Below are 12,595 nucleotides of genomic sequence, written 5' to 3'. Positions count from 1 at the left end.
ATTTGCAGAAATTCTAGCGCGTGCGGAGCATATGCAGCGCATGCTCCATATCCTCTGGCAGCGGCGCTTCGAACAAATGCCGCTCTCCGGTGCGCGGATGATCGAAGCCCAGCACGCCCGCATGGAGCGCTTGTCCCTGCATGCCCAGCGTACGGCCGGCGCGACCGCCGTAGAAAGGATCGCCGACGATCGTGTGGCCGATGTATTTCATATGCACGCGGATCTGGTGGGTGCGTCCGGTCTCGAGCTGCAGCTCGACGAGCGTGTAATCCCCGAACCGTTCGATTACGGTAAAATGCGTAACGGCCCGCTTCGCTCCCTTTTCCGTGACGGTGAACAGCTTGCGGTCGTCCTTGTCGCGCCCGATCGGCGCGTCGATCGTGCCGCGATCATGCGGTACGTTGCCGTATACGAGCGCCGTGTAGCGCCGCGTGACGGAGTGATCCTTAAGCTGCCGGGCGAGCGAGGCATGCGCCAGATCGTTTTTCGCCGCCATGAGCAGCCCCGACGTATCCTTGTCGATGCGATGAACGATGCCGGGACGAACGCTTCCGTTGATGCCGGACAGGTCGCGGCAGTGATGCAGCAGCGCGTTGACGACGGTGCCCGAGGCATGCCCCGGCGCGGGATGGACGACGAAGCCCCGCGGCTTGTCGATGACGATGACGTCCCCGTCTTCAAAGACGACGCTAAGCGGGATATCCTCCGGCTGCGCCTCGATCGGCGCCGCGTCGGGCATGTTCAGGGTCAACACGCTGCCGGGTTGCAGCCTGGCGTTGGGCTTCACCTTCTGGCCGCCCACTTGCGCATGCCCGTCGCGGATCCAATCCTGAATTTGCGAGCGGGACACGGCATCGTCTTCGATCGCGCCGGCGAGGAACTTGTCGATCCGTTGTCCCGCAGCCTCTTCGCCGATCTCCCAGGTCAACGTATTCAAAGCGCCTTCATCGTCCTCATCGGACACGACGAGCGAACGCTCCCCTTCCGGAAGCGCCGTCAACGTCGTTTCATCTGTTTCAGACCGGCTGGTGTTCGCTCGGTTCGTTTGATTTTTCATTCTTGGTCTCCTGTGTCGGTGTGGGGGTAAGCAGCGAATCGAGAATAATCAGGCACACGCCGACGACGATCGCGGAATCGGCGATGTTAAAAATCGGAAACGTATAAGATCCGAAGTTGAGCTGCAGGAAGTCGACGACTTGTCCGTAAAACGCGCGATCGAGAAAGTTGCCGAGGGCACCGCCTAAAATAAGCGACAGCGCGGCGAGCATCAGCCTTCTGTTGTTCCGGTGGGACCGGTTCAAATAGATGACGATGGCAGCTACGACGACGACGGTGATCAGCAAGAAAAACCAGCGCTGCTCCTGCAAAATGCCGAAAGCCGCTCCCCGATTGTGAATGAACGTAATGAGGAAAAAGTTGCCGATGACCTTGATCTGCTCGTTCAATTCCAGATTGTGCTCGATGATCTTCTTGGATACGTAATCGATGGCGAATACGACCGCAGCCGCCAGATAGTACACCCATAAGCCGATTTGACGTCGTTGCATGTCCGGATTGCCGCCCTTCCGCGAATGATTCTGACCGCTTTGGCCGAATGCACTGATTTTAACATAACGCCGGAGCGGGCGTCCAACGTCTTTCGCCAATTCGCGGCAGCGTCCCCAATACATGCCCTCCCCCTTGCCCGACATGATTTTTCGCCCCGGCGAGCAAACTAGCTGTCGTATGGAGAGCCACGTCGCTTCGCGACAAGATCAAGGAGGGATCGGCATGCAACGCACGTTGTCCGACAGCTTCATGCCCGAGCAGCGCCGACGGTTGCTGGCGCTGCGGGCCGACATCGAGAGCCGCGTCGGCGCGAACGGGCATTTCGGCCTGACCGACAGCTACCGAGATGCCACGGGCGAGCTGAGCGGGATCGACAATCACCCCGCCGACGCCGGCACGGAGACGTTCGAGCGGGCCAAGGACATCGCCTTGCTTGAACGCGAAGCGCTGACGCTGGAAAAAGTAGAAGCCGCGCTGCGCCGCATGGAAACGGGCGAATACGGCATTTGCGAAGCGTGCGGCAAATTCATTCCGACGGAACGGTTGCTGGCGATGCCAACGGCGGTTTACTGCGTGGAGCACGAGCCGGTTCAGGCCGAAAAAGAAGGACGGCCGGCGGAAGAACTCTTCTTGCATCCTCCGTTCGGACGCACCAGCCTGGACGAGAGCGACGAGCAGAACGGGTTCGACGGCGAAGACGCCTGGCAGATCGTCGAATCGTGGGGCAACTCCGACAGCCCGGCCATGGCCGAGGGCAATAATAACGACGATTACGGAGCCCTTTATATCGAGTCGGACGAAAACGACGGCTTCGTCGAACCGCTCGAGAGCTTCCTTGCCGCGGACATCACCGGCCACCCCAGCGGCATCGTCCGCAATAGCGCCTATCGCAGGTACCTCGAAGCGCATGAAGGCGAAGGACTGCTCGAGCCGTCCGACTGGTCGGCCGAGCAATCGATCGATTAGGCCGACGCCTGCCTCCGGGCGGGCGTCCTATCTTTTCGGCGCAAGTCGCCGCAAGCATCGCATACGCAGCCCATAGCGTTCAATAATGCTCGATTTCCAGCTGTCGCTGCACGATTTTGACGATCTCCGCGATGTAGTCTCCGATGATCGGCAAATTCAGCGCGCCGAGGATCTGAAGCAGCCATACGATCGTCGCCGCGAAAAAAGTGAAGCCCAAGGCGATGCCGATGCCTCTGGCGATTCCCGACAGCCAGTTGCGCCAGATGAGCTGCCAGGGCCTGCTCATCAGGTTCACGTAGTCTTTGAGCTGGGCTTTTTCCATCTGCACCGCCAATTCCTCCAGCCGCTTGGACAATCCCTCGAGCAGGCGCCGCAGGGCGCTCGCTTCCTCCGCCAGCGTCTTCAACCGAGGTTCCGATCCCGCGCCGGGCTTGTTCTCGCTCATGCCGCTCTTCCGCCTCCCCCGCGCAAAAACGAGCCCTGCCGCCGGAACGTAAGGCCGGATAGCCGTCGTTCGCTTGCGGACAGGACTCGTTATCGTTTCCTGCTCTTATTCAGGTTGGCTCAAATCGCGGCGGTTCATACCCGATCGATGCGGAACGGCCGGCGACTGAAGCAGCTTCGCCGGAACTTACCGGAACTTACCGGAGCTTGCCGGCGCGCAACCGCCGTTCAGCCGGCGACGATCGCGATGCCGATCCGCAGCTCGCCGGCCTGCACCGTCTCCGTCGCGTCGGTGCGCCCGAACGATACGTCGTTGACGAGCACGTTGTCGCGCAGCACGTCGCCAAAGGCGCGGAGCGCCGCTTCGGTCTCGGCCTCCGCTTCGAGCACGAGGTCGACCCTTTGCTCGATCGGCAGATCGAGCTTTTTTGCGCTGATCCTGCACCGCCCGGATCACTTCGCGCACGATGCCTTCCTGCACGAGCGCCGGCGTCAGCTCCGTGTTGAGCGCGACGGTGACGCCGCCCCCCGAAGCGGATGCGAAGCCAGGCTTCGCCTGCTTTTCGACAAGCAGTTCGTCCAGCGCCACCGTGAGCGCCTCGCCCTCCGGCGAAACATAGGCCAACTCGCCGGAAGATACGATGGCCCGCGCCTCGTCGGCGGACAGCGACTTCAGCTTGCCCTGGATCGGTCCGACGTGCTTGCCGTACTTTTTGCCCGCCAGCTTCAGGTTCAGCTTGAGCGTATAGTCGACGAAGCCGCTGTCTTCGGTCACGAGCGTGACGGCTTTGACGTTGATCTCGTCTTTGACGATCTCTTCGTATTCGGCGGCGTCGAACGGCACGCTCAGCGCCACGAGCAGCTCGGACAACGGCTGGCGCGTCTTGAGGCCGGTCTCGTTGCGCACGTTGCGCGCGAGTTCGACGATGCCGCGCGCCGTCTCCATGTCGCGCTCGAGCGCGGCGTCGATCGCGGCTGCGTCGGCGACCGGGTAGTCGGCCAGATGGACGCTGCCCTTGCCGCCGAGGTTGCCGTACAGATCTTCGGCCAGGAACGGCAGGTAAGGCGCGATCAGCTTCGACAAGGTCAGCAGCACGGTGCCGAGCGTCTGATAGGCCGCGACCTTGTCCTCGCCCAGTCCGCTTCCCCAGAAGCGGTCGCGCGAACGGCGGACGTACCAGTTGGACAGCTCGTCGACGAAAGCTTCGATGCGCTTGGCCGGATTGAGGAAGTCGTTGGCGTTAAGACCTTCGACAGTCGCGCCTACAAGCGAGTTGAGCCGCGACAGAATCCAGCGGTCCAGCTTGTTCGCCGACGGCTTCGCGGCATGCGTCTCCGGCTCGTAGCCGTCGATCGTCGCGTACAGCGCGTAGAACGCGTGCGTGTTCACGATCGTGTCGACGACCTTGGACTTCGCCTCGGCGACGATGCCCTTCGAGAAGCGCTTGCTGTTCCAGGGCGCGCTGTCGGCGAGCAGCGCCCAGCGGAACGCGTCGGTGCCGAACTCCTCGATGATGTCCCAGGGATCGATGACGTTGCCCTTGGACTTGCTCATCTTTTGCCCGTTCTCGTCGAGCACGTGCCCCGTCGAGATGACCGACTTGTACGGCGCCCTGCCGTTGTATAGCGTCGATACGGCCAGCAGGCTGAAAAACCAGCCGCGCGTCTGGTCGATCCCCTCGCAGATGAAGTCGGCGGGATACTGCTCCTCGAAGCGCTCCTTGTTCTCGAACGGATAATGCTGCTGCGCGAACGGCATCGAGCCGCTGTCGAACCAGACGTCGATGACTTCCGGCGTCCGGTGCATCGTGCCGCCGCAGTCGCAGCGCAGCGCGATCGCGTCGACGTAGGGCTTGTGCAGCTCGATGTCCTCGGCCACTTCGCCCACGGCCGCCGCGCGCAGCTCCGCGATGCTGCCCGGCGACTTTTCCGCGCCGCAGTCTTCGCAGGTCCAAACGTTGAGCGGCGTGCCCCAGTAGCGGTTGCGGCTGATGTTCCAGTCGACCAGGTCCTCGAGGAACTTGCCGAACCGGCCGTCGCGCAGGTGCTCCGGATACCAGGCGATGCCTTTGTTGTTCTCGATCAATTGATCCTTGACCGCCGTCGTCTTGATGAACCAGCTCTCGGTCGCGTAATACAGCAGCGGCGTCTTGCAGCGCCAGCAGAACGGGTAGCTGTGCTCGTGCTTTTCCTTGTGGTACAGCAGGCCGCGCTCGGACAGCGACTTCACGATGTCGATGTCGACCTCCGGATCCTTGACGAAGCGTCCGGCGAAGCCTTTCACTTCGTCGGTATATCGGCCTTGGCCGTTGACCAGCTGCAGCATCGGCACGCCGTGCTCGCGGGCGACGCGGTAGTCGTCTTCGCCGTGCGCCGGGGCGATGTGGACGATGCCCGTACCGCTCGAATCGGAGACGAACGCCGCGTCGATGATGCGGTACGCGCCGTCGAGCGGGCCGCCTGCATAAGGGAACAGCGGCTCGTAAGCGAGGCCGACGAGATCTTTGCCCCGCACGGTGCCGAGCGTCTCGTATTCGCCCTTCATGACTTTGTCGGCCAGTGCGCCGGCCACGATAAACGTCTCGCCGTTTTGGCTGACGCGCGCGTACGCGATGTCCGGATTCACGGCGAGCGCGACGTTGGACGGCAGCGTCCACGGCGTCGTCGTCCAGGCGAGGACGAATTCGCCGCTGTCCTTCAGCTTGAATTTCGCCGTCGCGGTCAGGTCCTTGACGTCCTCATAACCCTGCGCGACCTCGTGCGAGCTGAGCGTCGTCTGGCAGTCGGGGCAATACGGGCTGACGCGATGGCCGCGGTAAAGCAGTCCTTTGCCGTGGATCGCGGACAGCAGATGCCATACGCTTTCGATATATTTGTTTTCCAGCGTGATATAGGGATTGTCGAGGTCGGTCCAATAGCCGATCGCCTCGGTCAGTTCGCGCCACTGGCGCTCGTACTCGAACACGCTCTCTTTGCATTTCTTGATGAACGGCTCCACGCCGTAATTCTCGATCTCCTGCTTGCCCGAGATGCCGAGCTGCTTCTCGACGCCGAGCTCGACCGGTAAGCCGTGCGTGTCCCATCCGGCCTTGCGGGTGACGCGGTAGCCGGACATCGTCTTGTAGCGGCTCACGAAGTCCTTGATGACCCGGCCGAGCACATGCCCGATATGCGGCTTGCCGTTTGCCGTAGGCGGGCCCTCGTAAAATACGAAGTTCGGCTTGCCGTTGCGGTTTTCGATGGACCGGCGGAACGTATCCTCGGCCTTCCATTGCTCCAATACGCGCAGCTCGCGGCTGCGGGCTTTTTCTTTAACGTCCACGCGACGCATGACCATCATTCCTTTGCTCGTCGATTTGATTGAAGGCTGAAAATAAAAAAAAGCCCGTCCCCTAAGAAGGGACGAGACATCGCTCGCGGTACCACCCTTGTTCAGCCGCTGCCTCGCCCGAATGACGGTAGGAGCGGCGCTCAAGCCGGACGGCCCGGCATGCGGTCTGCATGGCGGTCGAACCGGTATCCCGTAACGAGGGAAAGCTCGGCCGGTCTTAATGATCCGGCGCAATCGCCGGACGTTCGGATCGGCGTCTCGGGGAGGATGGGCGACGCGGCGTCCAACGTTGGCTCGCAGCAGCCGCCAACTCTCTGGGATGGTTCATCCGCACGCCGTTCCCGTCATCGACGTTAACGCGTATAACCCATTTATACGGCGAAGAAGCCGATTTGTCAAATCGGCGTTCGCCTATCCTGGCCGCGGTTCGCGTCCGATTATTCGACGATCTCGCGCACCCGGGACTCGTTGTCCCGCGCGCGGGATTCCGGCGGCTCGAGCTTTTCCCATCCGTCCTGCGTAAGCAGGTCGAGCTGCGTCTCGACGAGCGTGCGGAAGCGCGCCCGGTAGATCGCCGCTTGCTTCTTCAGCTCTTCCACTTCGAGCGCGTATTTGCGCGACTTCGAGAGCGACTCGTTGATGATGCGGTCGGCGTTTTTCTCCGCTTCCTTAACGATCAGCTGAGCTTCCTTTTTTGGCGTTGTTCTTCACTTCGTCGGCCGCTTCCTGCGCGACGATGATCGTCTTGCTCAGCGTCTCCTCGATGTTCGCGAAGTGGCCGAGCCGCTCCTGAAGTCCCGTGATTTGGTTCTGGAGCTCTTTGTTGTCGCGGATCATCGCTTCGTAGTCCTTGATGATCTGGTCGAGGAACTCGTTCACTTCGTCTTCGTCGTAGCCGCGCAATCTGCGGCCGAATTCCTTGTTATGAATATCCAATGGGGTCAATGGCATTGGCCGTACCTCCCGTGCGTCATGTACTTGATTGGCGACAGGTCGCAAGATCGCTATGTAAGGCAGATTCGACGCAAGGCGCGGAATTCCTGCTTGTTTCTACACATATTTGCCGATGCGCAGACGAATCCTTCCGCTTTTCGAGACTCCTTCGGCCGCAATCACGCGGAATCTCCCGAATCCTTTGAACGACACGATGTCGCCTTCGCGCAGCTGCGCGGACGGATCCTCGACCGTTTTGAAGTTGACCCGGCAGCGCCCCGCGCGGATCGGATCCATGATCTTCGCGCGGCTGACGCGCAGCACGTCGCTCGCGATCCCGTCGAGCCGCATCGAGGCGACGGAGATCGCGCTTTCCTCGAGCTTCACCGGAACGGCTTGAAGCCGTTCGAGCGGCAGCACCGACGCCGTCGTCTCGATCCGGTGCACCTGCCTCAGATGAGCGCGCAAAAAGTCGCCGATCTCGCTGACGATCAGCACGTGGCAGCCGTCCTCCCGGACATGGATGTCGCCGATTTTCTCGCGCTTGATCCCAAGCCCGAGCAGCGCGCCGAGATAGTCGCCGTGGTCCAGCTCCGATTGGCGACGATCGTCGCTCGCGATATCGAGCACGGCGATGCCCGCATCCTCGTCCTCGAGCGGGCGATAGTCCGGCGCGATGAGCGCCCGGACCCGCTCCGCGCCGTCATAGCCGCCTTCGAGGCGAATCGCGGCGTCCGGGTGCCGGTTCGCCAGCGCATACAAAATATGCGCCTGGCGCGGGTCGAGAAAATCGGTGCGCCGGAGCTCATGCTGCTCGGCGGCCCGCTCGACCCACTCCCAGGCGCGGTCCACGAAGGACTTTTCTTCAGGAAGGAAGTGTGCGTAAATGTCGCTCTTGCTCATGCTGGTTCGATCCTTTCCGTTTAGGACACGCCGAACAGTCCGGCGACGAAGCGGATGACCTCTTCGAGGCCTCTCATCAAAAATCGAAGCGCGTACCACGCGATGATCGGCGAAATGTCCAGCACGCCGCCGATCGGCGGAATGATTCTGCGAAAAGGCTTCAGATAAGGCTCTACGATCTTGCCCAGCAGCTCGCCGATGTAGCTCTGCCTCACGTTAGGCAGCCAGGACATCAGCACGTAAATTAGAATAAGCCAGCTGTAAATGAGCTGCAAACTGTAAAGATAGCTAATGACCTGATCTAAAGCCGTCAATGCTGCTGTCACCTCATTTTAGTATAATCGGCATCCTCCGCGAGCATCTCCGAGATCGTCCCCGTAATCTCGACCGAGTCGGGCGTACACAGGAAAATGTTCGGACCGAGCTTGGAAATATGACCGCCGAGCGCGTAAACCGTGCCGCTCAGGAAGTCCACCATCCGGATCGCCTGATCCCGGCGCACCCGCTGCAGATTCACGACGACGGACCGCCTGGATTTGAGATGGTCCGCGATCTCCTGCGCTTCGTTGTCGTACGTCCGCGGCTCCGTCAAGATGACCCGAACGTTTTTCTGCGAATGGATGCTGACGATATTATTCTTTCCCGTAGGTTTACGCGGCTCGAAGGCTGAGGTTTCAACTTCCGGCTCATCTTCGTACCCCATCGGCTCTTCGCGCTCCCGTTCCCGCTCTTGTTCGTCCTGAAGGCCGAGATAGTTCAAAAACTTGTTCACCACGCCCATCATGATCCCTCCGTTATCCGTCGTTCTCTTCGTGCCCGACCAGAACGCTGCCCAGACGCACCCAAGTGGCGCCTTCTTCGATCGCGACTTCAAAATCGCCGGACATCCCCATCGACAGCTCCGTCAAAGGCTCGTCCGACAACGACATGCCGTTGATCTCCTCCAGCAGCTTGCGCAAACCGGCGAATACGGGCCTTGCTTCTTCGGCGTCGTCCACGATCGGCGCCATCGTCATCAGGCCGACCGGCCGAATGCCCGGCAGCTTGCCGAGCGAGGAGACGAACGCGGGAACCGCTTCGGGCGCCAGTCCGTGCTTGGAATCCTCTCCGGAGACGTTCACCTGGAGGAAACAGGGCACCCGGATGCCGAGCGCTTCGGCGCGCTTATGAACCTCTTCGGCAAGCGACAAGCGATCCAGAGAATGAACGTAGTCGAACTTGCCGATCACGTCCTTGACTTTTCTGCTCTGGAGCGAACCGATATAGTGAAAAACGGCCCGTCCCTCGAGCAAGCGCCACTTTTCCTCCGCCGCGGGCCAGCGGTTTTCGCCGATATGGCGCATCCCCGCTTCGACCGCGCGCTTGGCCGCGGCCGCGGATACGTACTTTGTCACGGCTACGACGTTCACGCTTCCCGGATCCCGGCCGCACCGCGCGCAAGCTTCCGCAATGCGGCGTTCTACGTCCATGAGCCGCTGCTCCAACGCCATCGGCGGCATTCACCTCTATTTCTTCTTACCCAGCCAGCTCATCATTCGCCCGGTTTGCCCCCGTTCCTTGCGATGGGAGAAAAACAAATCCGTGCTGCAGCTGGTGCACCACCCAGACATTTCGATGCGGCTCGGCAATATTCCTGCTTTAATCATAAGATGCTTGTTGATTTCTTTCAAGTTTAGCCGATATTTGCCTTCGGAAGACGGAACGTGGAAGCGCGCGTCCTCAGGCACGTCCACCAATACGCGGTTCTTGACGATATCGTCGACTTCGAAACAGCAGACGCCGATCGCGGGTCCGATCGACGCGTACAAATCCGAAGGCGCAGTGCCGAACGCATCGCGCATCGCGCGAATCGTCTCCTTCGCGACGTCGGCTGCCGTTCCCTTCCAGCCTGCATGCGCGAGGCCGAGAGCGCCATGTTCGGGATCGTAAAAATATAAAGGAACACAGTCCGCGAAGTACATCGCAAGTAAAATGTCCGGCTCGTCCGTAATCAGCGCATCCGCGTCCTGTATCGCGCTCTCGCGGGACAGCCCGCCCATGCCCCGCTCCTCGTCCGTCACCCGGACGACGCGGCTGCCGTGCACTTGCTCGGCGCACGTCCAAGCTTCGAACGGCCACCCCAGCGCCTCCGCGATCGCGCGGCGGTTGGCAATGACCGCCTTTTCGTCGTCGCCTACGTGAAGCGCCGTGTTCAAGCCGTCTCGCGGCGGCAGGCTGCCGCCGCCCAACCGCGTGGAGAACCCGGCGGTCAAGCCTTCGAATCGCGACCAAGGCGCCATATTTAAAAGTCCGGGCGCTCGGCGCTCGGATTCCGATGCTGCGGTCCGATATGCGAACGGTTCCATAAGGCTCCACCTCCGCAACAAGTTTAACACAGTGCGGCCGCGGAGGCGATATTCGTCAGCGTCCGCCGTTTTCGGCCTCGATGCTCTTATAGGGCCTGGCTTCCTCCAACCGGACCAGCACGACGTCGGTACCGATCTTGACGATGCTTCGCCAGGGAATGACCACGTCCTCGCCGCCGCCGAAAATACCGAGCACGCGGCCGCCGACCGGCACGACGATCGCGTCGATTCGCCCTTGCCGCAGATCCAGCTCCAGATCCGCCACATGGCCCAACTTTTTGCCGTCCACGATATTAATAACGTCCTTCGCCTGAAAATCGGATATTTTCATGCCGGTACACCCCCGCTTTCCGCGGCCCCGGACGAATAAGATCGCTGGACCCGGTCAACCGCCCATAACTCAATATATGAGCCATGCCCGGAAATGTTGACCGATAAGCCCTAGCTTCGGGCGGTCGTGCGAAAACGTCAAAAAAGACCGGAGTCGCCTCCGGTCCCGCAAGCCGCTTCAGGCTTACGATCAAGTTTTGACGTGCTTTTGCATTTGCTGGATCGCCGACTTTTCAAGCCGGGACACCTGCGCCTGCGAGATGCCGATCTCGTCGGCCACTTCCATTTGCGTCTTGCCTTCGAAGAATCGCATGGACAAGATCATTTTCTCCCGGTCGTTCAGCTTGCGCATCGCTTCCCTGAGCGCGATCTCCTCGATCCATTGAATGTCCTTGTTGCGTTCGTCGCTGATCTGATCCATCACGTAGATCGGGTCCCCCCCGTCGTGATAGATCGGTTCGAAGAGCGATACGGGGTCCTGAATCGCGTCCAGGGCGAACACGATATCTTCTTTGGGAACGCCGAGCACTTGCGATATTTCCAGTATCGTCGGTTCGCGGGAATGACGGTTCGTCAGTTGGTCGCGGACCTGCAACGCTTTGTAGGCAATGTCGCGCAGGCTTCGGGATACGCGGATCGGGTTGTTGTCCCTCAAGTATCTGCGGATCTCTCCGATAATCATAGGCACGGCATAGGTGGAAAAACGGACGTTTTGACCTAGATCGAAATTGTCGATGGCTTTCATCAGGCCGATGCATCCGACCTGGAACAGATCGTCCACGTATTCGCCGCGATTGTTGAACCGCTGGATGACGCTGAGCACGAGGCGCAGGTTGCCGTTGACGAGTTTTTCCCGGGCTTCGAGTTCACCGCGGGTTTGCAGAGCTAGGAACAGTTCCCTCATTTCGGCGTTGGTGAGGACGGGCAGCTTCGAGGTGTCCACTCCACAAATCTCCACTTTGTTGCGGGTCAAGTTGTTTCCCTCCCGGGAGCAGCATTACTGTAAAGTATCTCCTGGGATGGGCTTTTTTATTCCGAACTCCTGTCGAATGGCCGCCGATCAAACCATCTTATTGAACTCCTTGCGAAGACGTTTGATAATTCTTTTTTCTAACCTGGAAATGTAAGATTGCGAAATGCCGAGCAGATCGGCAACGTCTTTTTGCGTCTTTTCTTCGCCGTCGGCCAGGCCGAACCGAAGCTCCATGATCGTGCGTTCGCGGTCGGCGAGCTTGTCGAGCGCCTTGTGCAGCAGCTTGCGATCCACCTGCTCTTCGATATTGCGATAGATCGTATCGTTTTCCGTGCCGAGCACGTCGGACAGGAGCAGCTCGTTGCCGTCCCAGTCGATATTAAGCGGCTCGTCGAAGGACACTTCGGTCCGGGTCTTGCTGTTGCGGCGCAGATACATCAAAATTTCGTTTTCGATGCACCGGGAGGCATAGGTGGCAAGCTTGATTTTCTTTTCCGGATCGAACGTATTGACGGCTTTTATCAATCCGATCGCTCCGATCGATACGAGATCCTCGATATGGATGCCGGTATTCTCGAACTTGCGGGCGATATAGACGACCAATCGAAGATTGCGCTCGATCAGCATCGCGCGGATTGCCGCGTCGCCCGAAGGAAGCCGTTCGAGCAGATATTCTTCCTCTTCTCGCGTCAGGGGCGGCGGCAGCGCTTCGCTGCCGCCGATGTAGTACACCTCTTCGCTTTTCCAGCCCAGCCAGAACAACAGGCGATAGTACGTCAGCTGATACATCAACTTCAATTTAACGGGCACTTGCACAACCTC

At 60.2% G+C, this 12,595-nt stretch carries 12 protein-coding genes and 2 pseudogenes; 1 reads left to right on the top strand and 13 read right to left on the bottom strand.

From position 1 onward, the window contains the following. Positions 1-13: 13 nt before the first annotated feature. Together OMP40_RS24825 and lspA are read right to left on the bottom strand one after the other, a co-directional pair. Positions 14-1,057, bottom strand: a complete 1,044-nt coding sequence (locus OMP40_RS24825) for an RluA family pseudouridine synthase (RefSeq protein WP_277535411.1) — start codon at positions 1,055-1,057, stop codon at positions 14-16. After that, a complete protein-coding gene (gene lspA, locus OMP40_RS24820; RefSeq protein WP_277535409.1) occupies positions 1,017-1,547 on the bottom strand; it encodes a signal peptidase II in 531 nt (176 codons plus the stop codon). Before lspA ends, OMP40_RS24825 begins: the two co-directional genes overlap by 41 nt. Before the next feature lie 223 nt (positions 1,548-1,770). On the opposite strand from lspA, the gene OMP40_RS24815 reads away from it, so the two are divergent. Then, on the top strand, positions 1,771-2,514 hold the full coding sequence (locus tag OMP40_RS24815) for a TraR/DksA C4-type zinc finger protein (RefSeq protein WP_277535407.1): 744 nt from the start codon (positions 1,771-1,773) through the stop codon (positions 2,512-2,514). Between the two features lie 79 nt (positions 2,515-2,593). Here the strand turns inward: OMP40_RS24815 and OMP40_RS24810 are convergent, their stop codons facing one another. From OMP40_RS24810 to sigE, 11 genes and pseudogenes are all read right to left on the bottom strand, one after another. Further along, positions 2,594-2,959, bottom strand: coding sequence for a DUF5665 domain-containing protein (locus OMP40_RS24810; protein ID WP_277535405.1), 366 nt, complete (start codon positions 2,957-2,959; stop codon positions 2,594-2,596). A gap of 227 nt (positions 2,960-3,186) precedes the next feature. After that, a pseudogene (gene ileS, locus OMP40_RS24805) lies at positions 3,187-6,289 on the bottom strand (isoleucine--tRNA ligase). Between the two features lie 437 nt (positions 6,290-6,726). Next, positions 6,727-7,240 (bottom strand): annotated as a pseudogene (locus OMP40_RS24800) (DivIVA domain-containing protein). Positions 7,241-7,339: 99 nt separating this feature from the next. Next, entirely contained in the window at positions 7,340-8,125 is a 786-nt protein-coding gene (locus OMP40_RS24795) for a YlmH family RNA-binding protein (protein WP_277535403.1), read from the bottom strand. 20 nt (positions 8,126-8,145) lie between these two features. Further along, positions 8,146-8,439, bottom strand: coding sequence for a YggT family protein (locus OMP40_RS24790; RefSeq protein WP_277535399.1), 294 nt, complete (start codon positions 8,437-8,439; stop codon positions 8,146-8,148). 8 nt (positions 8,440-8,447) lie between these two features. After that, entirely contained in the window at positions 8,448-8,906 is a 459-nt protein-coding gene (locus OMP40_RS24785; RefSeq protein ID WP_277538016.1) for a cell division protein SepF, read from the bottom strand. A 13-nt stretch (positions 8,907-8,919) separates the two neighbouring features. Beyond that, on the bottom strand, positions 8,920-9,615 hold the full coding sequence (locus tag OMP40_RS24780) for a YggS family pyridoxal phosphate-dependent enzyme (protein ID WP_277538015.1): 696 nt from the start codon (positions 9,613-9,615) through the stop codon (positions 8,920-8,922). A 15-nt stretch (positions 9,616-9,630) separates the two neighbouring features. Further along, a complete protein-coding gene (pgeF, locus tag OMP40_RS24775; protein ID WP_277535397.1) occupies positions 9,631-10,470 on the bottom strand; it encodes a peptidoglycan editing factor PgeF in 840 nt (279 codons plus the stop codon). 55 nt (positions 10,471-10,525) lie between these two features. Further along, complete coding sequence (locus OMP40_RS24770; RefSeq protein ID WP_090115208.1) at positions 10,526-10,801, bottom strand: YlmC/YmxH family sporulation protein; 276 nt, start codon at positions 10,799-10,801, stop codon at positions 10,526-10,528. 189 nt (positions 10,802-10,990) lie between these two features. Continuing rightward, positions 10,991-11,773 carry an RNA polymerase sporulation sigma factor SigG gene (gene sigG / locus OMP40_RS24765; protein ID WP_090115206.1) on the bottom strand — a complete coding sequence of 261 codons (783 nt, stop codon included), beginning with the start codon at positions 11,771-11,773 and terminating at the stop codon, positions 10,991-10,993. An 87-nt stretch (positions 11,774-11,860) separates the two neighbouring features. Beyond that, positions 11,861-12,583: an RNA polymerase sporulation sigma factor SigE gene (gene sigE, locus OMP40_RS24760; protein ID WP_090115204.1), complete on the bottom strand. Its 723-nt coding sequence runs from the start codon at positions 12,581-12,583 to the stop codon at positions 11,861-11,863. Positions 12,584-12,595: the final 12 nt, after the last annotated feature.

This window comes from Cohnella rhizosphaerae (assembly GCF_029525575.1).
Lineage (GTDB): Bacteria > Bacillota > Bacilli > Paenibacillales > Paenibacillaceae > Cohnella > Cohnella rhizosphaerae.
The sequence above is the reverse complement of the archived record's forward strand: the minus strand, read 5'-3'. Positions and strand labels throughout refer to the sequence as shown.

Excerpts from the sequence above, each read along its gene's own strand:
- OMP40_RS24810 (WP_277535405.1), bottom strand. The coding sequence starts at position 2,959 with ATGAGCGAGAACAAGCCCGGCGCGGGATCGGAACCTCGGTTGAAGACG.
- OMP40_RS24785 (WP_277538016.1), bottom strand. The coding sequence starts at position 8,906 with ATGGGCGTGGTGAACAAGTTTTTGAACTATCTCGGCCTTCAGGACGAA.
- OMP40_RS24795 (WP_277535403.1), bottom strand. The coding sequence starts at position 8,125 with ATGAGCAAGAGCGACATTTACGCACACTTCCTTCCTGAAGAAAAGTCC.
- OMP40_RS24770 (WP_090115208.1), bottom strand. The coding sequence starts at position 10,801 with ATGAAAATATCCGATTTTCAGGCGAAGGACGTTATTAATATCGTGGAC.
- pgeF (WP_277535397.1), bottom strand. The coding sequence starts at position 10,470 with ATGGAACCGTTCGCATATCGGACCGCAGCATCGGAATCCGAGCGCCGA.
- OMP40_RS24815 (WP_277535407.1), top strand. The coding sequence starts at position 1,771 with ATGCAACGCACGTTGTCCGACAGCTTCATGCCCGAGCAGCGCCGACGG.
- OMP40_RS24780 (WP_277538015.1), bottom strand. The coding sequence starts at position 9,615 with ATGGCGTTGGAGCAGCGGCTCATGGACGTAGAACGCCGCATTGCGGAA.
- OMP40_RS24825 (WP_277535411.1), bottom strand. The coding sequence starts at position 1,057 with ATGAAAAATCAAACGAACCGAGCGAACACCAGCCGGTCTGAAACAGAT.
- lspA (WP_277535409.1), bottom strand. The coding sequence starts at position 1,547 with ATGCAACGACGTCAAATCGGCTTATGGGTGTACTATCTGGCGGCTGCG.